The sequence below is a fragment of the Alkalihalobacillus sp. R86527 genome (assembly GCF_042466185.1).
Classification (GTDB): domain Bacteria; phylum Bacillota; class Bacilli; order Bacillales; family Guptibacillaceae; genus Guptibacillus.
The window spans coordinates 2,785,047-2,805,360 of the sequence record NZ_JAXHBW010000001.1 but is presented as its reverse complement, the minus strand read 5'-3'; the positions used below and the strand labels follow the sequence as shown (position 1 = coordinate 2,805,360).

Below are 20,314 nucleotides of genomic sequence, written 5' to 3'. Positions count from 1 at the left end.
TTTTCTAGACATCTATATTTTACCATTCTAACAAATTATGCTTGTTTTTACATTAGAATGGCATCGCCTCACGGTGTTCAGTCTGTTAAACTATGGAAGAATGGCGTTTGTAGGTAAAGAATGTTTATGACAAAATCACTGATCGCAAAAGGAGTATGAACCGTTGAGAAGATTGCATCCTGTTCATGTTGGTTTATTTAGTATGTTGATGATTAGTTTAGTAGTTATGGTGTTGCTTGTTTACACCGATACAGACAGTACCTTTGGGATGGTGACTGTCATTGGGTGTTTGGTGTACTTTTTTCTTTATGTGGTATACCTCGCTATTCTTGCACTCTTGAAGACGATTCGAATGGACAGAGATGAGAAGAAGGAGAGGCTATTTAAGTTCCTTGCATGGTTTGTTGCACTAAGCGTAATCGATGTGGCAACTTCACTTCTTGCTTCGTCAGAGATTCGTCCTCTTGATTTCTTCGTTTCATTTGGACTTGCGCTTGGTATCACATTCTTTGATGTTCTTTAAACCGCGAAGGTATACGTAACGTTACATAAGAAGGATAAAAGACGTAATTCCTGATGGGGAGTGCGTTTTTTTATATAAAACACTTCTTACAAAAAAAGGGGAAGATGAGATAAAGGAGTATTCTTATGAAAGTAAAAGGAATTATATTCGTCTTATTAGGAGCTGGCAGTTTCGGGTTCACGCCGATCTTTGTGAAGACAGGGTTTGAATATGGGTATTCATTAGGACAAATAAACATTGTTCAAATGGTGCTCGCCTTCATGCTGTTGTCGGTTCTTATTTTATTATTAAGGTTGAAGATAAAGGATATATCAAAAAATGATTTGATTAAAATCATGATCACAGGTACCGCCATGGGGTTAACGAGTGTTTTCTACTATGGTGCGATGCTGTATTTGAGCGCTTCGTTAGCGATCATCCTTCTCTTTCAATTTGTGTGGATTGGGATGATTTACGAGTGGGTTTTCAGTAAGGTTAAACCAACAAAAGTGAATGTTCTCTCACTACTTGTGACGTTAACAGGAGTGGTGTTCGCTTCGAACATCATCGCTGGCGATGTGTCTGACTTGCATCCTGTCGGTTTATTGCTTGGATTTCTAGCAGGAGGTTCGTATGCAGGGTTTATTTTCTTTAGTGGTCAAGTTGCAACACGATCGAATCCTATTGTTCGGAGTCTACTGATGGTGGCGGGATCTATGGTTCTCGTGTTGCTCGTGTTTGTGCGAGACATTCCCTCGCTAGCGGTTACTGACGGTCGATTGTGGGTGCTAGGTACGGGGCTTGCGCTTGTTGGCGGTGTGATTCCTACGCTATTCTTTGCGAAAGGCGCGCCACTCATTACAGGAAGACTTGCGAATGTATTGAGTTCGATTGAGTTACCTGTTGCTATCATTTCAGCGATGATCGTGCTATCAGAATCAGTTTCGTTCTTGCAGTGGATAGGGGTGCTGTTGATTGTGGGGGCGATTGTGATTAATGAACTTGGTGATCACATAAAAGGTAAAGCAGTACCTGATCGTGGATGAGGATGTGATGGATATGGATGTTTTTGCAGTCGGGTTGATGGTAGTGGGACTCGTATTCGCGCCAGTCGTAGGGTTTTTCTATCCTAGTTGGTTAAGGATGAAAGGTGAAGAAATCAGTGAGAAGAAGCTCTACGGGATTCGCGCGTTAGGGATCGGAGTGTTATTACTGATGTTTGTGTTGGCGCAATTAATAAGGTGATGCCGGAGAATACGTAACGAATGGGGGAGAGTATGGGGAAGAAAATAGGAATAATGATGGGAGCACTCGGTTTGATTTTTGCCCTCACATTTTATATGAATCGTTCGGAACCAGTATATGGAAATAACAAGGATTCAATCGTGCAGGTGATCCAGGCTATTGAAGGGTATGAAGATAAGAAAATTGAATTGCTGAAAGTAAAAGATTTTGATGATGTGAGGGTCGCAGGATTTCTATCTAATGATCAACCCTCTTATATCACATTCCAGAAAAATGAAGAAGGAAACTATGTCTGGAATTATATTGAATTTAGAGAAGATGAATCATTTAGTATGTTCTTGCCTTTAGTAGGAAGCGAGAAAAAGATTCTGTTCATCACCAATCGTAAAAATGAAATTGCTGAAATTCAAGTTGATATAAACGGTAATACGTTGAAACAAGAGTTTCCTTCTCAAGAGGCTACTGTTACCTCGGTCGATCTGCCGGAAAGCGATGATTACGAGTTTCGGAACTACACTTATTTCGATGAAGAAGGAAAAGAGATACAGCGCGATTAGAATGTGTATCTATGAGGCCATTACGAACGGTTAGATGGAGAGAAAATTAGCGAGGAAACCGACCTCATCTATGTATATTCACTTCGCACGGACACCTCTATGGGTCTTCGATTATGAACTTACTAGAGTAAACCATATTATGACAATCAGCATGTAGAGGTAGCGATAATCTGTTAAACTATGGAAGAAGGCGGGGTGGTGGGAGTGAGAGTTCGTACGCTTGAGATGAAATTAAGAGAGTTAGATTGTGAGACAGGGGATGACATAGAGAACCTACTTCAGGAGATGCTGCGTGGAATTGGTTCAACAGATCCTGTGCTGCGAGATGAGCTGATTTACCGGACATTTTGTCATCTGGTGATGGAGAATCACCTTAGTGAAGACCAAATGATCGCTACGTTATCGACGTGTCTTGACGAAGAGCATCTTTTCTTAAGGATCGGAGAGGAAAAAGGTGATTCCGTATTCACACGCTCCTTTTCTGTTTTGATCGTTGCGTTGATTTTACATAAGGACCGTGAATCATCTTTTCTATCGCATGGTTTGGTTGAAGAAGCAACAGAAGCGACACTCCGCTACTTGCAGGAAGAGCGTGATATTAGAGGTTACGTGAAGGGAAAAGGCTGGGCGCATAGTATCGCTCATGGTGCAGATGCGTTAGATGAAGCCATTCGTCATGAAGCATTCCGAGTTGAGCGGATCGATGCATGTCTGAATACGATTGCGGGCTGTTTGTTCAAAAAAGGATTATACGTTGATGATGAAGACGAGCGATTGCTGATGGCGATTGAGGCTCTTCTTTCACGTGGACTGAAAGACGATGTTCTAGCAACGTGGGTGAACCGATTGGCGGATGAGCTATCGTCTTCTTTCGACCAAGAAGGATTCAGCGTTGCGTTTCTTCATACGAAAGGGAACGTGCTGGGGTTCTTGAAAAGCTGCTATTTCAGGTTGAAGTTCAATCACGATGCAGAGGAAACGATGACTGCGATCGACAATGTGCTAGAAACATGGATGAAGAAACTCTATAGCTGAAAGTGGTGAAGAAAGGTGAAGAAGCGAAAAGAGAAAGGGTTTCTTAGAGAGCTAGGCGAGTATACGATCCTGGAGGTTATCGCAAATATCATTACGTTCATCCCGAGAATGATTATTCGCTTCTTTTAATGTCGTGCGTAGAGGAGAGCTTGATGATTACGTTTGTAAAGAGCGATGGTACACAGCTAGAAGTGGAGAAAGAGATATTCAATACTAATGCTACATATAATGTGATCGCATTTGATAAAGAGGTGCTTGAAGAGTCAGATCTTTTGGAGCAGTACGACGACGTGAAAGCATTCAACACGGAACGGTACGTTCTAAAGGAAAATGAAAGCGCTATAGGAATTCTTGAGTATGGGATGGAGAGTCCTCGTTCAGGAAAGCCTTGGTTAAGCTTACTTTTGATCGATGGAAGGTACCAGGGGCGGGGATACGCTAGGAAAGTCTTTGCGATGTATGAAAGCATGGTGAAAGAAAAGAAAGCTGACATTATTCAAATCGCAGTTCATGTTGAGAATAAGCACGCACGACGGTTTTGGCATTCACTTGGATTTGAAATCTATGATGAGCGGATGCATGAAGGAAAGCAGTATTATAGTTTAGAGAAGAAGTTAGCGAGGTTGTCGTGATGGAGAATAAGACAAAGAGAAGTGGATTGAATAAGGATGGTAATATCTTTGTGGTTTTGTTTTTGGGGCAATTTATTGTCGATCTCATAATGGGCAATCCCTTCACTTGGGGAGAGTATTTCTTTATATCGTTATTTGCTATGCTGTTTCAAATGTTTTTTTCCTGGGCCTGGAAATCGAAGGAGTATAAGAAGAAGGAACAGTAAATTGTGTAGGAAGGGGGACTGTCCCCAATGTTTAATTATTTACTCATCGTCATGCTCACCTACTTATTCATAAGTGAAATCTACCTGAAACGAAAGCTTGGCATCAAAAGTAGGAATAGATGGCTATTCCATGAGGATCGATACAAAGTCGCCATCGTAATCGATGTTTTGCTTCTTATTGCATTCATCTTCCTATCCGTTGAATTTATGATTGAGCGACCTCATTACCCAATGATTGTGAAAGCAAGCCCAACGTTTATCATGGTTACTCTTCAATTTATCAATCAAGGAGTCGAGGAATATCTTCAAGACCGTTCAAGTAAAGCCCACTACCACGATTGGTTAGGGGCGTTTATGATGGCACTCACATTTTGCATATTTTATTTGGGAGAACAAGGATACTTCTAGACAATGGGCTTATCCCTAATTAAATTGGTAGGATGAATGTAGAGGTGGAAACGATGCAACACAACATAAGACAAATGACCAGATCAGATTGGGACGAAGTAAAAGAAATCTATCGATTGGGAATCGAGACAGGTAACGCAACGTTTGAACATGAAGTGCCTACATATGAAAAATTCATTTCTAACGCAGTTCCTCAATGTACGCTAGTAGTTACGGACGAAAAGGGCGTTCAAGGGTGGGGGAAGTTGAACAAAGCGTCGAAACGGTTCGTGTATCGAGGAGTGGGAGAAGTAAGCGTCTATGTTCATCCACGAGAAAAAGGAAAAGGTCTTGGGGGACTAGTCGTACACTCACTCGTTGAGAAGTCAGAAGAAGCAGGCTTTTGGACGCTCAGTGCTGGGATATTCCCTGAAAATATTTCGAGTATCCATTTACATAAGAAACATGGATTTAAGGAAGTCGGAGTACGACGAAGGATTGGTCAAATGCAAGATGGTCGATGGAGAGACGTAATTCTTTTTGAAAGAAGAAGTGAAAGAGTGGGTGTTTAAGCTTCGCTGTCTCAAAGTGGATTCCCTAAAAATGGTAAATGAAGGGGTGCAGTTATGAATCATTTCAGGAATAAACGTTACTGGATACTAATGCCACCGTTTTTAATAGTTACGTTGTTACTTTTTAGGATACTTCCTGATGATATGCAGAAGTATTCAGTTTTGGTGATTTTACCGTTCTGGGTCATCTATTATGCTTGGAACTATTATGCAATTAAGAAGATCAATCAGAACAAAGGCCAATCTTCACCATAAATGAAAGGAAGCAGTTCTGAAAAGTGATTTGACGTACACAAATCTTACAGTCTTCAGCGGATCTTGAGGTAATCAATTTGTTATTGGAGATAAAAGCAAGACTGAGTATACTAGCCAACCTACTGATGGCAGGAGAGAGGTCACTCCTTTATAATGAGAGATAATTCTACGAGAAATGGAGAGCTCTATGATGTACAACGATGAATATTTCATGAAAATAGCGATCCAACAAGCTTCAAAAGCAAGAGCAGAAGGAAACGAACCGTTTGGTGCAATTCTGGTTAAAGGCGATGAAGTTGTAAAAGTTGCTGAGAACAAAGTACATACCCACTCAGACCCTACTTATCATGCAGAAATAGGGCTGATCAGAGATTTTTGTTCAGAGAATCAGCTGTTTGATTTGGAGGAATATACCCTGTACACCAGCTGCGAGCCTTGTGTCATGTGTTCAGGTGCAATGGTTTGGTCAAATCTTGGTAAAATGGTATATAGCGTTGCACACGATCAATTAGCGCAAATAGCAGGTGACAACATCATGATTTCCTGTAAAGATGTCTTTGCTAAAAGCCCACTCAAACCTTCAATAGTAGAAAAAGTATTGAATGACGAAGGGTTGAAGGTATTTGAAGGATATACGTTTGGATAAAATCAGCAAGGGAGCTTATTCGTAAATACGGATAGGCTCCTTTTTTAGGTAAAATAAAGGTTGAGTAACTGTTAATCATTTGAAATAATTAGAATGTATATTATTGGAAAGGCGACTGGATTTCACATGCCATTTTGTGAGAATGATAGTCAAATACATAATTGGAGGTCTACTCTTTGCAATTTAATCTTACGGGTCATGAATTAAACACACTGCACGACATGAAAAAACTGCCGGTATTTATAGCACAATGTCTTGTGGAGGAAATGCAAGAGGGAGTTGAGAAGCCAAGAAAGATTCAGATTACTACATCAAATTCCTTGATTATTGCAGACAAAATTAATACTGAAGAGCCAAATGAGAGTAAGATGACGTTGCTTGATAAGGCAATATTGAAATCAGAAGACACTATTCTACCTCTAATAAATGACGGCAAGGTGATCAATTTTCAAGGTATGCTTGTTCTGAGTAATGTAAAGATAGTCCCATTTGCAAATCCTGATAATGTCATTGAGTATGAAAGTTATGCTCTTTATACTGATCATATTATGGGATTCGGTTTAACAGAGTAACGGATAATTGTTAGAAGTGGAAAAAGAAGGTTTGTTTTCTTCTTCCACAAAATGAGAGCGCTTACTGAATCGTCTTTAAGCGCTCTATATAGGTTTTGGGGAGTGTAGTGGAACATAACAAACGTACGATTAAAAACAAATAAGAAGGTGTATCTATGCTGCAAAAACTAACAAAATCATCAACGGATAAAGTATGTTACGGAATATGTGGTGGTATAGCAAATTTGGTAGGTGTATCTTCTTTTATAGTAAGACTACCCTTTGTGTTAACCTCCTCTGTTTCTATATGGATTTATTTTTTTCTGGCTTGGGAACTAAGAGACAAACCTTCACTTTAATACAATAATAATCTTCTCTATAATCGGAGCATTAGTTGAATACCCACAATGGTGATGTATAGCTTTAATGTTGCTTGTAATCTGGGGGGATTTTAACTAAGTTTGAGGAAGAAGCTACTTTTAATGGTACATTATCTTAGCAATTTATTTAGTAAAAGGGAGGGGTCTCTATGAATGAACGAATGAAAAATGGGATTATCTCCGCCATCACGTTTGCAGGCATTGCTCTCCTCATTGGCTACTTCATTTACGGAGAAATAAAATGGCAATACGTCATAGGACTATCTATAGGCGGTTTTCTTTCATGGTACTTTATTATTCCTAAACTTAGTAAACAGAGAGCGAGAAAAAAGTAGTCATCTCGCATTCGAGTAGTAATGAATCGGGATCACTTCTAGAACAAATCCCGGATTATGTAGAACTAACCACCTTCAATAAGACTCACTCTTTCTAAGTGAGCCCTTGGGTTCAAGGGTATTGGTATCTAGTTACGCTTGTTCCTTTTCATAATAAAGAATGGCCTCTTCCATGAAGGTCATGACTTCCTGGTTAACAGGATACAAATTCAACTCAACAGAAGTCTCCTCGGATTTACGTGCTTCCCAGAACTTATCTGCTAATTCCGCATCTCCCTTAAACGTTTCATTGGATAAAATTATGGTATCTTGTGCAATTAATTGACCTTCTCGAGAGTCAGGTGTTTTCTTTTCCTCTAGGCATAGTTCTGGCCTGGGGTTATTATTCATGGGACGTTTAATGGCATTGCGGTTATTCTTAAGGCACTGACTTAATAAGGTGTTTTTATGTTTGGGTAACTAATATGACATTCAAGAGAATTCCGCATTTGTTCTAGGTAAACTTAATCGAAACAATGAAAATTCTCATGCAGAAAGGGGACTTGCTTAACGTAGAGAAGTATAAGTAGAACACGATCGATAGGAAGCTATTGCTGCAAAAACGCTATCGCTTATTGTGCAAACGGAGAAAGGTGGGGCAGCAACCACTAAATTAAGCGCGGGGGTTAGAAAATATGAAGCAATTAGGCACGCTATACTTTTTCTGTGGGAAAATGGGTGCAGGAAAATCAACTAAGTCTAAACAATTGGCCATCGATAAACATGCGGTACGGTTGTCTGAAGATGAATGGCTTTCATCACTTTATCCTAATCAGATTTCATCATTTGATGACTATATAAAATTCTCAGCGCAGCTCAAGCCGTTGGTGAAAAAGCATGTCCAAAACCTATTAAGTGTAGGTACAGATGTAGTGATGGATTTTCCAGCTAACACTCCAAAACTGCGAAAATGGTTTTTGGATATGGCGTCTGAAGTTAATGCAAGCCATCAACTCATTTTCCTGAATCTAACTAACGAGCAATGCTTACGTCAAATCACCCAAAGACGAACCGAAGAACCCGAAAGAGCAGCTTTTGACACGGAAGCGGTGTTTATTCAGGTTACTCACTTTTTCGAAGCACCAGAAGCATCCGAGGGTTTAAATATCCTAGAGTTTAGTGGAAACGAATAATAATGAAGATCAACTGCTATACAAAATGCTAGTCAAATCACATTGGATTTGGCTGGCATTTTGTACATCGAACCTGAATGGCATAGGCGACAAAGGCTTCTTTAGTGCCCATAATCTTTCCCCCTCATTCATACTTCTCTTTGATCCGAAGAAATTCAGGAAGATGTGCAAGGAAAATATCAAGTAAAGTAGGATCAAAGTGTCTGCCTTTTTCTTCCCTGAAGTAAGCAAGAATGCGCTCTAGATCCCATGCTTCTTTGTATGGTCGGTCTGATCCGAGGGCATCGAAGACGTCCACGATCGCTACGATTCGTCCATACAAGTGGATGTTCTCTCCACTGCGTCCTTCCGGATAACCCTTACCATCCCAACGTTCATGATGTTGATCAGCAATGATGGCCGCAGTTTGAAGAATGGTTCTTTTTGAACTGTTCAATAGTTCATATCCAATTTTGGGGTGCTTCTGAATCATTTTGAACTCGTCTGGGGTTAGTTTGCCAGGTTTATTTAAAACAACGTCAGGAATCGCGACCTTTCCGATGTCATGCATAGGAGAAGCGATCTTGATCAGCTCTGCTTCTTCTTCATCAAGGCCCGCTTTCAATGCGAGTAATTTCGCATACTCAGCGACTCGTTTCACATGCGCCCCGGTTTCCTTTGAGCGTCCTTCACCGATTTCACCCATCTTGAAGAGGATTTCTTTCTGTGTTTCTTCTATTTCGATATTTGCGAGCATCGCTTCAAGTGCTTGCCCTGTATAAGAGGCTGCTAGACTTAAGTATTTCAAGTCTTTCGAATGAAAAACCGATTCCTCTGTTAGCTTATTGATCACCTGGTAAACACCGATTGTTTTATTCTGTTTATTCTTCACAGGAAGCACCATAACCGATTTCGTGCGATAGCCGGTCTGTGCATCGATCACGGAATGAAACCGTTCGTCTTGATAGGCATCATCGATCACGAGAGGTTCATCAGATTGAAAGACGGCACCTGCAAGCCCAACGGATGAAGGGACGTGTACTTCTTTCAATCCATGAGCCACCCGTGCCCATAGCTCATCCTTTGCTTCATCATAGAGCCATAGCGTGCATCGGTCAGCTAGAGTCATTTTTCTCCCCATATCAGCCATGAGCTGCAACAAACGATCGACGTTGTTCTCGGTCGTGATCTGCGCAGCATAATCGAATATGATTTCAAGGAGTTCTTCTGAATTCAATTCATTCGTGTTGTGACGATTCGATTCCACAGGTCAAGGCCTCCCCGTCTATCATTTGTAGATTCTAAAAGGTTAAGAACCTTATCGTTGTACAAAAAAATGGTATGATAAGAAAAATAAGTATTATTAGGATAATTCTATCATACACGCTAATGCAATAAAGCGGTAGGTAAAGGAAGGCAAAACATGACACCGTTTGAATATTTGTTTATCGCCCACTTAGTTGGAGACTTTCTTTTTCAAACGAAATGGATGGCTAAAGGAAAGCATAACCGATGGCTTCCTCTCCTATCACACGTCTCGATTTATACGGCAGTGCTCGGAATCTTTGCTTGGATTGGGTTCGGTGGTCTATCAATCTTGCAACTCGCATTCATCTTCATCACACACCTTATTCTAGACAGAAGAACGTTTGTTGCCTGGTGGACGCGTGTGGTGATGAGAGATGTAGATGGATCGGTAGGGTGGTTGAAAGTTATCACAGATCAAGTTTTCCATTTTATTGTGATTGCAATCGTCGTTTCACTTATATAATGGCTGGGAGGTTACTAGATGAAGGAACGTCGCTTTTCACTCGTTAAGCAATTTCCATTACCTAAAGAGAAAGTATGGGATCTTCTCGCTACGAACGATCATTTGAACAGAATGATCGGACTATTCCCCGTACAGTTTTCAAATGCTAAGTTCGATGATTCGCTTTTTTACCTTCCTGCAAAAGCGAAGATGAGTGGTGTTTCCTTGTCATGGAAGGAGTATCCTTTCGAATGGGTAAAAGGTGAATATTATTCTGTCCAACGAATTTATACTTCAGGTCCTCTTGCTGAATTCCGGGCTGGTATCAAGCTGAAGGATGTGTCTGTCGATGAAGAGCCTATGACAGAAGTTGAAGTCTTTTCTATGCTTAGACCCGCTACCGTTCTCGGGAAATTGGTGATCCCTGTAGTTGCAATTCCAGGCATGAAAAAAACACACGCTTATATTGAAAAGTATATCGCGCTAGAGGATTCGCCAATCGTCGCCGTCCCCCAACCAAAACACCATTCAACAACAAACGAACAAGCTCTCACGCATGTAATGAACAAGCTCGAACCTTCGAAAGCAAAGGATTTCTTTATGGAACATCTCATTCAATCGCACGATCAAGGTGTGGTAGAGATGCAGCCGTACAAGCTTGCGGATCAGTGGGGTCTTGATCGTGATGATGTCTTATCCCTTTTTCTTGAAGCAACAAAAGCCGGTGTTCTTAATCTTGCGTGGAGCCTGATGTGTCCAACTTGCCGTGTAGCAAAGGAAACGGAATCATCGCTTCGAAACGTCAAGAGTGACGTTCACTGTGATCTTTGTGGAATTTCATACAACATGAACTTTGATGAAACGATCGAATTGCGTTTTACGGTTCATCCGTCGATTCGAAAAGCGGTGTCTCAGACATACTGCATCGGTGGACCGAACATCACGCCTCATATCCTTTTGCAAAAACGGATTCGAGCAGGAACATCGTGGGATATTCCTACAATTGCGTCTGACAAGGACGTGAGGCTTCGGATTCTTACGAAAAGCCATCTCGTTCCTGAAAGCGAAGAAGAAGAAGATGAGCTTACATACCGAGATGATGGGTTTGAAAAGGATGGTTTTTCCCGAAATGGATGTACCTTACACAATAAGAGCCGTCGAGAGATCGTCGCTGTTGTGGAGGAGATCGAGCGTGATCCGAATGTGGTCACTGCTGCGAAAGTGACGACGATGACGAAGTTCCGACGTCTTTTTTCCTCTGAAGTATTGGCTGAGGGACAAGAGATCGGTGTTGAGAATGTCACGATTGTGTTTAGTGATTTGCGCGGCTCCACTTCTCTTTACGAATCAGCGGGTGACGCAAATGCTTATCGACAGGTGAGTGATCATTTTCATTTTTTGTCAGAGCGGATTATGAAACACGGTGGAACAATTATTAAAACGATTGGCGATTCCGTTATGGCTGCTTTTTATGTGCCTGAAGATGCAGTGAAAACAGCAATCGACATCCAACAATCGATCGATGCCTTCAATACCGAGCATGATACGGATCTTTCGATCAAGCTCGGCATGTATAACGGGCCAGCGATCGCGGTGACAGCGAATAATCAGCTTGATTATTTTGGTCATACCGTGAACATGGCATCGAGGATCGAGCAAGAAAGCGTAGGGAACGATATCATGGTTTCCTCAGACATGCTTGAACGTCCTGAGATTGAAGAGATGATACAAGCGTACGAAGTGGAAGCGTATGAAACACAATTATACGGCATTCGAGAGGCGGTTCCTCTCGTCCGAATCAAGCCGTCTGCAGTGTATGTTTCTGTGTAATATGAACGAGAAATGGGAGAGGTAGTATGGAAATTTCGCTCATTAGACAGGGCAAGTCCACGTGTCAAACTTTCGTATCAAGAATGGTGATGATCATGCTAAGAAAAACGTAATGGATTAGGAAGGGTTTGGGAATGATGAGCGTATCGAATGAAAGAGGTGCTCATCATGGATGTTGTTATGGATTCCCTGAAGGTGATCTTTCGTATTGCTACTATTCTTCCGTTCATGCTTGCAATCGGAATCTACATGGGGAAACGCTCGGTCGGAGAACTTCCAGTTTTTGATTTTCTAGTTGTTCTCGTTTTTGGTGCGGTTGTGGGTGCGGATATTGCTGATCCAGATATTAATCATATCCATACTGTTGTCGCGATGATCGCCATTGCCCTTTTACAAAAACTCATTATAAGAATAAAGCTTAAGTATCAAAAAGTTGGGAGACTCTTCACGTTCGAACCGACCGTCGTGATGTATCAGGGGAAGTTCCTCAAGAAGAATTTGAAGCAGATTCAATATTCGGTCGATAACGTTCTTCAGATGCTGAGGGAAAAGGGTGTGTTTCATACGGGGGATGTAGAGCTTGCTATCGTGGAGGCGAATGGAAGACTGAGTGTGAAGGTATACCCTGGTAAAGAGGGCGTTGTTCGAGAAGATATGTCGATTTACAAGACAGGGAACGATTTCGAGATTCCAGTGATCTTAGACGGTAAAATTCAAAAAGATTTATTGCAGCGGTTGAATAAAACAGAATCCTGGCTATTGGATAAGCTTGGAGGTAAAGGGGCAACGGAGGTTTCATCAATTTTTTATGCGGGTGTAAATGCTAAGGATGAGTTAGTGTTTTCTAAGAAGGAGCAAGAAACAGATCATGTCCCACCATTCAAGCATTAAGGTAGGCGAAGACGTGTGAAACCACACGTCTTTTTTGATTGAAGAAGGATTCAAGTGCACCGTTATCGAAAGTAGCATATATCCGAAAAGGAGGGGCTTGGTATGATTAATCAGGTTGGGCAGGTTATGGTTTATGTTAATGACCAGGATAAAGCAGCGATGTTTTGGAAAGAGATGATGGGCTTTAGTGTTGTTTCTGAAGAAAGTAATAACATGATGAAATGGATTGAGGTAGCGCCATCTGGTGAGGGGGGAACGAGCCTCGTTCTACATAACAAAGCGGTGATCGCGCAAATGCAGCCAGATATGAATCTCGGCACCCCTTCACTCATGTTCTTTACGAAAGACCTGGATCGCTTGCATGAAGAACTGACCAAGAAAGGCGTGACGGTTGGGGATATTGTGCAGATGGGGTCAAACCGCGTCTTTAACTTTGCGGATTTTGAAGAGAATTATTTTGCGGTAGGAGAGAGAACGGAGTAGTTCCAATTATATTGTTTTAGAGTCTGATTTCACTACTAAATCAGGCTCTTTTTATTGTGCTCTTTTCGTAAACATTGTTGCTATAAGAGTAATGGAGATTTCCTCTCCAATCAGCTAAACGATTTCAACTAAAGATGTTCCAACATTTAACACATCTTTATTGCTCGCTACTAAGCTTGAAATAGGTGCGATGTAGATTTTTATCCATCTACTGTTGAAATATTTTGATTATTATGTATAATTCGTTTCAATAGTGATTCTATTGCATGGTGAATATAAGAAATGACAACTAAGATCAGCCCAGGAGATCGTGTAGTAGTTTACTCATCATGAAGTCTAATTACAAGGAAGTGTAGCCGATGAAACCATTAGAAACAATCAGTAATTTGGCAGGGAAATATTTCGCGATCTGGGTGATTGGAGTAGCGATCATTGCTTACGTCATGCCTGCTCCTTTCTTAGGATTAGGAAGGTACATAACGATTCTGTTAGGCGTCGTCATGTTTGGAATGGGACTTACATTGAAGCCGGTTGATTTTAAGTTGGTTCTTAGAAAACCTGTTCCAGTCATCATTGGGGTAGCCGCTCAGTTTATCATCATGCCTTTGTTTGCTTTACTCCTTGCAATTGTTTTTCAATTACCAGCTGAATTAGCTGCTGGTTTAGTCTTGCTTGGCTCCGTTCCTGGTGGGACTTCATCAAATGTGATGGTTTATTTAGCGAAAGGAAACCTTGCTCTTTCTGTTGCGATGACGTCTTTGTCTACTATGCTAGCACCTATTGTTACACCACTTATTCTATTAGCATTAGCAGGGCAGTGGCTGCCGGTCGATCCGATTGCGATGTTCCTATCGATTGTTCAAGTTATCATCGTACCCATTACATTAGGCGTACTCATTAGAAAATTCTTTCCGGTCACTGTTGATAAAAGCGCTACAGCGATTCCGCTCATTTCAGTACTTGCAATTATCGTGATCGTATCAGCCGTCGTTTCTGCGAATGTTGAGAGTATCACTACATCTGGCGTGTTGATCTTTTCAGCCGTTATGGTTCATAATCTTTTTGGACTCACGCTCGGTTATTTAACAGCATTCATGATGAAGTTAGATGAAAGTCAACGACGTGCGATTTCGATAGAAGTCGGTATGCAAAATTCTGGACTTGGCGTCGCACTAGCGACCGCTCACTTCGGTCCATTAGCTGCATTACCCAATGTTATTGCAGCAGTCTGGCACAATATTTCAGGTCCGATTCTCGCGACAATCTGGTCTAAAAAACCGATTAAACTAGAAGAGCACCATCCAGTTGCTCCAACTAAACCTGAATTGCGAAGAACCGGAAATGAATCTACGAGAAGAGTAAGGTATGCGGGGCGAAAATAGATTGAACGTATTCTAAAAGTAGTTCCATTCGAAACAGATTTCACTAGAGCTTGGAATGGCATTGTGCCTCCAAGCTTTCTTTTCGTGTGATGAAATTTTCATGCGATCTCACGGCACGAAAGCGCCATTCTCCGTCGAGAATGGCGCTTTCGCATAAATCCTTGTGAATAGGAAAATCTATTGGTTGTCCATTTGCTCGGTTCCCCACTTGTGCATCTGTTCAAGGATGGGCATCACGGTTCTCCCTGTTCCCGTCAAGGAGTATTCAACCTTGGGAGGAATCGTGTTGTACTGTTTTCGGTCGATGAAGTCGTCTTCCTCTAGTTCTTTTAATTGCTGACTCAATACTTTGTGGGTAACACCTGGTAATAGCCTGCGTAACTCGTTGTAGCGAAGGTTGCCATCCACTCCGAGGTGCCAGAGGATGACCGTTTTCCATTTGCCTCCGATTTTCTTCAATGTGTATTCGATTGAACATTTCAGTTTTCCATCTTGATCAATTGGTGTTTCCATATGTTATTCAGTCCTTTACTTACCTTAAGGTTAGTGACTCACAAAAAAGTGCGTTCTTATCATGTGATTCTAGCGAGTATATAATGTGTTTTGTAATCAATCCTATCAAACGTTTCTAAGGAGGAATATTCTTTTATGTTAACATATCCAAGAAGTTTTTCTCATATTGGACTATCTGTACCAAACCTTGAGGAAGCAGTGAAATTCTATACAGACGTATTCGGCTGGTACGTGATTATGGAACCTTCTGATGTGAAGAATGATGATACACCGATCGGACAAATGTGCCGAGACGTTTTCGGCAATGACTGGGAGAAGTTCCGAATCGCACACCTCTCAACAGGTGATCGAATCGGGATCGAAATGTTCGAGTTTCCAGAGAACGAACAGCCGGAAAATAACTTCGAATACTGGAAAACAGGAATCTTCCATTTCTGTATTCAAGACCCTGATATCGAAGGAATCGTGGAGAAGATCAAGCAGCATGGTGGGAAGCAACGTATGCCGATCCGTGAATACTATCCTGGTGAGAAACCATTCAAAATGGTCTATGTAGAAGATCCATTCGGTAACATCTTTGAAATCTATACGCATAGCTATGAGTTGACGTATTCAGAAGGTGCTTACTAGAATTCGATAAATATCGTCGTTAAAGGAGCTTACGGTTACGTGAGCTCCTACTCGATTTTGGAAAGTTACATTTCATTCATTAACTGGCTAAAATCACATATCACTTTCAAATAAAAGAAAAGCTTTTTTAATGCAATAAAGTATTGAGTTTAGAGAGGGGATTTGAAATAATTGGTAAGAGTGTAAGCACGGACATACATAAGGGAGGCATTATGAAACGAAAAATTTCATTACTAATTCTTACAACGGCATCCATGATTGCGATGATTTGGGCTGGATTCACTAGAAATGAAGCACTATTTCCTATCCTCTTAAGTACGACAACCGCGTTTTCAATGGCGAATTTAGCGTTAGACACAAGGAAGGGGAAAGGGAAAACGCTCTACAAGGTAGCGATGAGCTTTGCGATTTTCTCTATTATCATTTGCGGAGCTACGCTTTTATTTTAGGTAAGGGTGATGCGAGCGTTGGGTCTTCAGTCATTACGTCCTGATGTAACGAGCAAGACAATCGCCAGTGGTAAAGGAGTGGAATGTATGAAAGTTGGCTCTCCCATCGCAGAAGGAAACACTGCGAACATTTATCTCCAGGATAATCATGTGATCAAAGTGTTTAAAGATCACCTACCAGACACCGAAGCACTGTACGAAGCTGAAAAACAAAGACATGCTTACTCTTGTCATCTACCCGTTCCAAACGTAATAGACGTCACGAAGGTCGATGGCAAACAGGCGATCATTATGGAGTACATAAAAGGGAAGACGCTCGGTGATCTTGCACTTGGAGAAGTGGAGAAAGCTGACCATTATATGGAGTTGTCTGTTGATACTCAGCGAAGTATCCATCATATTGAGGCAAAATCACTGGAACCTATGAACGAAAAGCTAAAGCGACAAATTGAAGCGGCGTCTCTATTAAAGAAAGGGCAAAAGCGTTCACTTCTTGAGAAACTCGATCGAATGGAAGTAGATAATAGCCTATGTCACGGTGATTTCCATTTATTCAATCTTATTCTGTCTGATCACGGCATAGCAATCATCGATTGGGTAGATTCGAGTGCCGGGGACCCTCGCGCTGATGTTTATCGCACGTATTTGTTGTATGCTGGGTTTTCAATGGAGTGGGCTGATCGGTATATCAGGCTTTATTGTGAGCGAAGCGGGTTTTCTAAAGAAGAGGTGTTTGCCTGGGCACCGATCATTGCAGGCGCGAGGTTGTCTGAAAATGGCTCCGAGGAGGAACATGAGCGTTTAATGGAAATAGTTGAAGATCACTGTAAGTAATAAAATGGAGAAAGGTCTTTCCAGTGTTGGAGAGACCTTTCGTTTATGTGTTGCCCATCGTCCATGAGTATGATGTAGACGAGGTGATTTTCGGTGAAAGGGTAGCCTTCTTGATGACTCAGTTTCGAAATGGTAGACATTTGAAACTAAATGTCATCTCATTCGTAACTATGATATAAAGTCCTTTTGGCGTATGGAGTCTGAATAATCACTTAACTCCTATTGCGAAGGTGCTGTCTATGAATAGTAGAAGCGAAGATAAGATAATCAATGATGTCATGATTTTCAGAGAATTGGAGGGTGTGATGTAATGGGTAAATTCAAGAAATACTGTCTACCATTTCTGTTGTTAGGCATTCTAGTTTTAGCTGTAGCTTGTACAAACTCCGAAGAAACGGGGCAGAGCTCGAAAGGAAGCGATAAAGAGAGTCAAGGCAAGAGCGAAGGTGAGAAAAATGTTCGAACCGTCTTGGAAACTATATTTACAGGCCCGAATGAGGAGCAGGTAAAATTATTGAACTCTAATGGAGACATTGAAAAATTCAGTGAAAACCTCAACGATTATAGACAAGAAAATTTCAAGCCTTACATGAGCACTAATTTTTACGATAGTCACATTTTAAAACTTAGTGGGGGAATAGGGTTCTTGCACATCGCTCACCCTGCCTATATCTTGGAAGTGGATGAAATGACACTTGAAGAAAGAGAAGCAAAAGAGGGAGACTATGATTTCATAGTGAAAGTTTCCTATACGAATAAGGAAAGTGGTAAAAGTGAAACGATGAATGTTGAAGGTACAGCGTCCACAAATGAAGATGGAAAAATAACAAGTATTCGTTATTTGAATGCTGAAGAATTTCGAGACGCTATAAGAAATCACGGTTAAGTTGTAGTTATAGGCGGCGTTACTCTAAAAAGGATTACGCTATGTCTACTTGTACAAAGAGAAGAATAAACTGTATCAAGCGCATTTCATGAGATCGCTTCTAAATGCTTTTGAAGGTGTTTTATGTGGTAAAATTAAACTGTTAAAGTAATGGATAATAAAGGAGGTAGAAGAAGTAATGGGTCCTTCTTTACTCTTTCTTATGATTATTTTAGCCGTAGTAATGATAATCAATGTTTTCATTACGCGATTTTACTATTATAGGAGAGTCCTCAAAATGAAAAGGCAATTGAATACTTTCATCTTACTGTTCACGATCATCTTTATGGTTGGTTGTACCAACATCGAAGATGCATCCAGTACAGATGAAGAAACCGATTCACAAGAAGTCACTACAGTCGAAAAAGATAAAGATAGTGAAAAAGAAGAAGCGGCGGATGTTGATGAACCAGTAGTTGAGGAATCACCTACTCAACCAAATGATGATTTGTTCTCAGGATACAAACTTATTGAAGTTGATGGTGGGGATTTGTCTGGACATCGAGAACCTAACGTCGTTGTTGACATTGGTTACGGTGACCGTGAATATTGGGCATTTACGAATGAATATGGGCAACTAGTCCGTGTCGTTGCTGACGAAGTCATTCTACAAGATGACAGTAAAGAACCTGTATTATCGTCTGGCAGATATTATTCTGATGAGGCAAAGGTTCCGGGCGTAGAAAGCGACGTTTTAGATGAAGGTCATATACTTGCTGATTCTCTCGGAGGGGTATCGAATGCTTATAACATTACCCCGCAAGAGAGTACACTCAACCGACATGGTGATCAAGCTTATATGGAAGACGCGATCCGTAGCGCAGGTGAAGCTACTGATTTTGAAGCAATTATCACATATCCGAATACGGAAACGCAGATTCCTTCAAGCTATCAGTATACCTATACGGTAATGGATAACGAAGTCGTTGATACATTTGATAATGTGAATCCTGATGAAGTCAACGCGTCACTCGGTTTAACTGAGAGCGAGCCTGACGGTACAACTAGTTCAGACACAGAGGGTGATATTTCTAGTATTGATACAAACGGTAATGGACAAGTGACTATTAAAGAAGCAGAGGCAGCAGGTTTCAGTATGCCGATAATGAGTGATCATTGGTTATATCCCTATATGCGTGATAACGATAACGACGGTATGGTGGGGGAGTAGGTCACTAGAACGTTGAGATAACTTTAATGCTCGTTTCATCTAAACGGGGCGTAGAACAAGAATCCAAACACGTTATAAAGAAAGAATGGCGTATCCTAATTTTAGGGGACGCCATTCTTTCTTTATCCTAGTGTCTCTAACTACAAGCGATCATTGTGATGTATAAAAATACTCTCTTAATGCTTGCTGTAACGTCCCTAATGTTTTTATTTCTTCATTTAAATTAATGCCAAGTTCCGTTATTTTCATTACCACTAACTTCCTCAATCCTGTTATGACAGTGGTGCAGCCCATCAGAGAGGCGCCATCGATGATTTGAATCAACCGGTGAACATCGTCACGACTTATATCTGCAACTCCAGATAAGTCCATAATCAACGTGTGGATGCGCATATCGCTTATTGCGGATAACACTTTATCTTCAAGGATTTCAGTTCGTTGTGCATCAATAGATCCTATTAACGGAAGGATGCTTACGGAGTGATTAATTGGAATAATTGGTACTGAAAGATGTTCAACGAGTTCTTTTTGAGCTTTAATAAGCGAATCTTTGTATTCCGTATAACTTATGAAGAAGGAATTCAAAAAGTAGTCTACTCGATTGTTAAATTGTTTTTCCATTTCAAAGAAATCTTTTCTCTTATCATTGCTTTCCAATTCCGTATATTTTTCATAAAACACCCACAGGGTTCGCCGAATCGCTTGTACCCATTCTAATTTAAAAGAGACAGCAAGGGAATGTGTGGCCCAAGCAATTCCTTCTTGTTGTGCAAAAGTGTATAGCTCTTGATCATTTTCTTCAATAATATATCCAACGAGTGTTTGCGCATTCGTAACAAGATCGATATTGCCTACTCTTCGTATTTCTTCAATTTTATCTTTTACATTAACAGCTTCTTTTAGTAGCGTTTCTGTAAACGCTTGACTGTTTGCTTCAAAGAAATCAATGAATTGAAATGAATCTTCGTACGTAATTGTCTGCAATAATCTCTCCTCCAATCG

Annotated in this window: 29 protein-coding genes; 25 read left to right on the top strand and 4 right to left on the bottom strand. The window is 40.9% G+C overall.

All coding sequences use genetic code 11. From position 1 onward, the window contains the following. Positions 1 to 163: 163 nt before the first annotated feature. From SJY16_RS14610 to SJY16_RS14545, 14 genes are all read left to right on the top strand, one after another. A complete protein-coding gene (locus tag SJY16_RS14610) occupies positions 164 to 523 on the top strand; it encodes a hypothetical protein (protein WP_377890276.1) in 360 nt (119 codons plus the stop codon). Positions 524 to 648: 125 nt separating this feature from the next. After that, a complete protein-coding gene (locus SJY16_RS14605; RefSeq protein WP_377890274.1) occupies positions 649 to 1,548 on the top strand; it encodes an EamA family transporter in 900 nt (299 codons plus the stop codon). Positions 1,549 to 1,555: 7 nt separating this feature from the next. Next, positions 1,556 to 1,747: a hypothetical protein gene (locus SJY16_RS14600; RefSeq protein ID WP_377890273.1), complete on the top strand. Its 192-nt coding sequence runs from the start codon at positions 1,556 to 1,558 to the stop codon at positions 1,745 to 1,747. Between the two features lie 32 nt (positions 1,748 to 1,779). Next, positions 1,780 to 2,304 carry a hypothetical protein gene (locus tag SJY16_RS14595; protein WP_377890272.1) on the top strand — a complete coding sequence of 175 codons (525 nt, stop codon included), beginning with the start codon at positions 1,780 to 1,782 and terminating at the stop codon, positions 2,302 to 2,304. Between the two features lie 204 nt (positions 2,305 to 2,508). Continuing rightward, on the top strand, positions 2,509 to 3,339 hold the full coding sequence (locus tag SJY16_RS14590; protein WP_377890270.1) for a DUF2785 domain-containing protein: 831 nt from the start codon (positions 2,509 to 2,511) through the stop codon (positions 3,337 to 3,339). 152 nt (positions 3,340 to 3,491) lie between these two features. Beyond that, on the top strand, positions 3,492 to 3,971 hold the full coding sequence (locus SJY16_RS14585; protein WP_377890269.1) for a GNAT family N-acetyltransferase: 480 nt from the start codon (positions 3,492 to 3,494) through the stop codon (positions 3,969 to 3,971). Beyond that, on the top strand, positions 3,971 to 4,177 hold the full coding sequence (locus SJY16_RS14580; protein WP_377890267.1) for a hypothetical protein: 207 nt from the start codon (positions 3,971 to 3,973) through the stop codon (positions 4,175 to 4,177). Before SJY16_RS14585 ends, SJY16_RS14580 begins: the two co-directional genes overlap by 1 nt. Before the next feature lie 27 nt (positions 4,178 to 4,204). Beyond that, complete coding sequence (locus SJY16_RS14575; RefSeq protein ID WP_377890266.1) at positions 4,205 to 4,585, top strand: DUF4181 domain-containing protein; 381 nt, start codon at positions 4,205 to 4,207, stop codon at positions 4,583 to 4,585. 53 nt (positions 4,586 to 4,638) lie between these two features. Next, the gene (locus SJY16_RS14570; RefSeq protein ID WP_377890264.1) at positions 4,639 to 5,136 is read left to right on the top strand and encodes a GNAT family N-acetyltransferase; all 498 of its coding nucleotides are present in this window, start codon (positions 4,639 to 4,641) and stop codon (positions 5,134 to 5,136) included. A gap of 54 nt (positions 5,137 to 5,190) precedes the next feature. Further along, positions 5,191 to 5,391: a hypothetical protein gene (locus SJY16_RS14565; RefSeq protein ID WP_377890262.1), complete on the top strand. Its 201-nt coding sequence runs from the start codon at positions 5,191 to 5,193 to the stop codon at positions 5,389 to 5,391. A 187-nt stretch (positions 5,392 to 5,578) separates the two neighbouring features. Further along, a complete protein-coding gene (locus SJY16_RS14560; protein WP_377890261.1) occupies positions 5,579 to 6,037 on the top strand; it encodes a nucleoside deaminase in 459 nt (152 codons plus the stop codon). 176 nt (positions 6,038 to 6,213) lie between these two features. After that, positions 6,214 to 6,609 carry a hypothetical protein gene (locus tag SJY16_RS14555; RefSeq protein WP_377890259.1) on the top strand — a complete coding sequence of 132 codons (396 nt, stop codon included), beginning with the start codon at positions 6,214 to 6,216 and terminating at the stop codon, positions 6,607 to 6,609. Between the two features lie 155 nt (positions 6,610 to 6,764). After that, on the top strand, positions 6,765 to 6,947 hold the full coding sequence (locus SJY16_RS14550; protein WP_377890258.1) for a PspC domain-containing protein: 183 nt from the start codon (positions 6,765 to 6,767) through the stop codon (positions 6,945 to 6,947). 170 nt (positions 6,948 to 7,117) lie between these two features. Beyond that, the gene (locus SJY16_RS14545; protein ID WP_377890256.1) at positions 7,118 to 7,303 is read left to right on the top strand and encodes a hypothetical protein; all 186 of its coding nucleotides are present in this window, start codon (positions 7,118 to 7,120) and stop codon (positions 7,301 to 7,303) included. Positions 7,304 to 7,435: 132 nt separating this feature from the next. Here the strand turns inward: SJY16_RS14545 and SJY16_RS14540 are convergent, their stop codons facing one another. Further along, a complete protein-coding gene (locus SJY16_RS14540) occupies positions 7,436 to 7,693 on the bottom strand; it encodes a hypothetical protein (RefSeq protein WP_377890254.1) in 258 nt (85 codons plus the stop codon). A 284-nt stretch (positions 7,694 to 7,977) separates the two neighbouring features. Between SJY16_RS14540 and SJY16_RS14535 the strand changes: the two genes are divergently transcribed. Beyond that, positions 7,978 to 8,475, top strand: coding sequence for a P-loop nucleotide/nucleoside kinase family protein (locus SJY16_RS14535; protein WP_377890252.1), 498 nt, complete (start codon positions 7,978 to 7,980; stop codon positions 8,473 to 8,475). Positions 8,476 to 8,599: 124 nt separating this feature from the next. Here the strand turns inward: SJY16_RS14535 and SJY16_RS14530 are convergent, their stop codons facing one another. After that, positions 8,600 to 9,721 carry an HD-GYP domain-containing protein gene (locus SJY16_RS14530; RefSeq protein WP_377890250.1) on the bottom strand — a complete coding sequence of 374 codons (1,122 nt, stop codon included), beginning with the start codon at positions 9,719 to 9,721 and terminating at the stop codon, positions 8,600 to 8,602. A 156-nt stretch (positions 9,722 to 9,877) separates the two neighbouring features. Here SJY16_RS14530 and SJY16_RS14525 point away from each other — a divergent pair, with 156 nt between their 5' ends. The 5 genes from SJY16_RS14525 (at position 9,878) to SJY16_RS14505 (ending at position 14,790) form a co-directional block, all read left to right on the top strand. Then, the gene (locus SJY16_RS14525) at positions 9,878 to 10,225 is read left to right on the top strand and encodes a DUF3307 domain-containing protein (protein WP_377890248.1); all 348 of its coding nucleotides are present in this window, start codon (positions 9,878 to 9,880) and stop codon (positions 10,223 to 10,225) included. An 18-nt stretch (positions 10,226 to 10,243) separates the two neighbouring features. Then, positions 10,244 to 12,034: an adenylate/guanylate cyclase domain-containing protein gene (locus SJY16_RS14520; RefSeq protein ID WP_377890247.1), complete on the top strand. Its 1,791-nt coding sequence runs from the start codon at positions 10,244 to 10,246 to the stop codon at positions 12,032 to 12,034. A gap of 168 nt (positions 12,035 to 12,202) precedes the next feature. After that, the gene (locus SJY16_RS14515; RefSeq protein ID WP_377890245.1) at positions 12,203 to 12,925 is read left to right on the top strand and encodes a DUF421 domain-containing protein; all 723 of its coding nucleotides are present in this window, start codon (positions 12,203 to 12,205) and stop codon (positions 12,923 to 12,925) included. Positions 12,926 to 13,027: 102 nt separating this feature from the next. Then, complete coding sequence (locus tag SJY16_RS14510; protein WP_377890244.1) at positions 13,028 to 13,408, top strand: VOC family protein; 381 nt, start codon at positions 13,028 to 13,030, stop codon at positions 13,406 to 13,408. Positions 13,409 to 13,767: 359 nt separating this feature from the next. Beyond that, on the top strand, positions 13,768 to 14,790 hold the full coding sequence (locus tag SJY16_RS14505) for a bile acid:sodium symporter family protein (RefSeq protein ID WP_377890243.1): 1,023 nt from the start codon (positions 13,768 to 13,770) through the stop codon (positions 14,788 to 14,790). A 177-nt stretch (positions 14,791 to 14,967) separates the two neighbouring features. Here SJY16_RS14505 and SJY16_RS14500 read toward each other — a convergent pair whose 3' ends face one another. Beyond that, positions 14,968 to 15,303 (bottom strand): winged helix-turn-helix transcriptional regulator, encoded by a 336-nt coding sequence (locus tag SJY16_RS14500; RefSeq protein ID WP_377890242.1) that lies wholly within the window; start codon positions 15,301 to 15,303, stop codon positions 14,968 to 14,970. Between the two features lie 135 nt (positions 15,304 to 15,438). Here SJY16_RS14500 and SJY16_RS14495 point away from each other — a divergent pair, with 135 nt between their 5' ends. The 5 genes from SJY16_RS14495 (at position 15,439) to SJY16_RS14475 (ending at position 19,312) form a co-directional block, all read left to right on the top strand. Beyond that, positions 15,439 to 15,933 carry a lactoylglutathione lyase family protein gene (locus tag SJY16_RS14495; RefSeq protein ID WP_377890241.1) on the top strand — a complete coding sequence of 165 codons (495 nt, stop codon included), beginning with the start codon at positions 15,439 to 15,441 and terminating at the stop codon, positions 15,931 to 15,933. A 212-nt stretch (positions 15,934 to 16,145) separates the two neighbouring features. Beyond that, the gene (locus tag SJY16_RS14490; protein WP_377890239.1) at positions 16,146 to 16,382 is read left to right on the top strand and encodes a hypothetical protein; all 237 of its coding nucleotides are present in this window, start codon (positions 16,146 to 16,148) and stop codon (positions 16,380 to 16,382) included. A gap of 87 nt (positions 16,383 to 16,469) precedes the next feature. Then, the gene (locus tag SJY16_RS14485) at positions 16,470 to 17,216 is read left to right on the top strand and encodes a phosphotransferase family protein (RefSeq protein WP_377890238.1); all 747 of its coding nucleotides are present in this window, start codon (positions 16,470 to 16,472) and stop codon (positions 17,214 to 17,216) included. Between the two features lie 310 nt (positions 17,217 to 17,526). After that, a complete protein-coding gene (locus SJY16_RS14480) occupies positions 17,527 to 18,102 on the top strand; it encodes a hypothetical protein (protein WP_377890236.1) in 576 nt (191 codons plus the stop codon). 277 nt (positions 18,103 to 18,379) lie between these two features. Beyond that, on the top strand, positions 18,380 to 19,312 hold the full coding sequence (locus SJY16_RS14475) for a DNA/RNA non-specific endonuclease (RefSeq protein WP_377890234.1): 933 nt from the start codon (positions 18,380 to 18,382) through the stop codon (positions 19,310 to 19,312). A gap of 150 nt (positions 19,313 to 19,462) precedes the next feature. Here the strand turns inward: SJY16_RS14475 and SJY16_RS14470 are convergent, their stop codons facing one another. Beyond that, complete coding sequence (locus SJY16_RS14470; RefSeq protein ID WP_377890233.1) at positions 19,463 to 20,296, bottom strand: STAS domain-containing protein; 834 nt, start codon at positions 20,294 to 20,296, stop codon at positions 19,463 to 19,465. Positions 20,297 to 20,314: the final 18 nt, after the last annotated feature.

Excerpts from the sequence above, each read along its gene's own strand:
- SJY16_RS14605 (WP_377890274.1), top strand. The coding sequence starts at position 649 with ATGAAAGTAAAAGGAATTATATTCGTCTTATTAGGAGCTGGCAGTTTC.
- SJY16_RS14600 (WP_377890273.1), top strand. The coding sequence starts at position 1,556 with ATGGATATGGATGTTTTTGCAGTCGGGTTGATGGTAGTGGGACTCGTA.
- SJY16_RS14595 (WP_377890272.1), top strand. The coding sequence starts at position 1,780 with ATGGGGAAGAAAATAGGAATAATGATGGGAGCACTCGGTTTGATTTTT.
- SJY16_RS14585 (WP_377890269.1), top strand. The coding sequence starts at position 3,492 with ATGATTACGTTTGTAAAGAGCGATGGTACACAGCTAGAAGTGGAGAAA.
- SJY16_RS14580 (WP_377890267.1), top strand. The coding sequence starts at position 3,971 with ATGGAGAATAAGACAAAGAGAAGTGGATTGAATAAGGATGGTAATATC.
- SJY16_RS14575 (WP_377890266.1), top strand. The coding sequence starts at position 4,205 with ATGTTTAATTATTTACTCATCGTCATGCTCACCTACTTATTCATAAGT.
- SJY16_RS14570 (WP_377890264.1), top strand. The coding sequence starts at position 4,639 with ATGCAACACAACATAAGACAAATGACCAGATCAGATTGGGACGAAGTA.
- SJY16_RS14565 (WP_377890262.1), top strand. The coding sequence starts at position 5,191 with ATGAATCATTTCAGGAATAAACGTTACTGGATACTAATGCCACCGTTT.
- SJY16_RS14560 (WP_377890261.1), top strand. The coding sequence starts at position 5,579 with ATGATGTACAACGATGAATATTTCATGAAAATAGCGATCCAACAAGCT.
- SJY16_RS14550 (WP_377890258.1), top strand. The coding sequence starts at position 6,765 with ATGCTGCAAAAACTAACAAAATCATCAACGGATAAAGTATGTTACGGA.
- SJY16_RS14545 (WP_377890256.1), top strand. The coding sequence starts at position 7,118 with ATGAATGAACGAATGAAAAATGGGATTATCTCCGCCATCACGTTTGCA.
- SJY16_RS14540 (WP_377890254.1), bottom strand. The coding sequence starts at position 7,693 with ATGAATAATAACCCCAGGCCAGAACTATGCCTAGAGGAAAAGAAAACA.
- SJY16_RS14535 (WP_377890252.1), top strand. The coding sequence starts at position 7,978 with ATGAAGCAATTAGGCACGCTATACTTTTTCTGTGGGAAAATGGGTGCA.
- SJY16_RS14525 (WP_377890248.1), top strand. The coding sequence starts at position 9,878 with ATGACACCGTTTGAATATTTGTTTATCGCCCACTTAGTTGGAGACTTT.
- SJY16_RS14520 (WP_377890247.1), top strand. The coding sequence starts at position 10,244 with ATGAAGGAACGTCGCTTTTCACTCGTTAAGCAATTTCCATTACCTAAA.
- SJY16_RS14515 (WP_377890245.1), top strand. The coding sequence starts at position 12,203 with ATGGATGTTGTTATGGATTCCCTGAAGGTGATCTTTCGTATTGCTACT.
- SJY16_RS14510 (WP_377890244.1), top strand. The coding sequence starts at position 13,028 with ATGATTAATCAGGTTGGGCAGGTTATGGTTTATGTTAATGACCAGGAT.
- SJY16_RS14505 (WP_377890243.1), top strand. The coding sequence starts at position 13,768 with ATGAAACCATTAGAAACAATCAGTAATTTGGCAGGGAAATATTTCGCG.
- SJY16_RS14500 (WP_377890242.1), bottom strand. The coding sequence starts at position 15,303 with ATGGAAACACCAATTGATCAAGATGGAAAACTGAAATGTTCAATCGAA.
- SJY16_RS14495 (WP_377890241.1), top strand. The coding sequence starts at position 15,439 with ATGTTAACATATCCAAGAAGTTTTTCTCATATTGGACTATCTGTACCA.
- SJY16_RS14490 (WP_377890239.1), top strand. The coding sequence starts at position 16,146 with ATGAAACGAAAAATTTCATTACTAATTCTTACAACGGCATCCATGATT.
- SJY16_RS14485 (WP_377890238.1), top strand. The coding sequence starts at position 16,470 with ATGAAAGTTGGCTCTCCCATCGCAGAAGGAAACACTGCGAACATTTAT.
- SJY16_RS14480 (WP_377890236.1), top strand. The coding sequence starts at position 17,527 with ATGGGTAAATTCAAGAAATACTGTCTACCATTTCTGTTGTTAGGCATT.
- SJY16_RS14475 (WP_377890234.1), top strand. The coding sequence starts at position 18,380 with ATGAAAAGGCAATTGAATACTTTCATCTTACTGTTCACGATCATCTTT.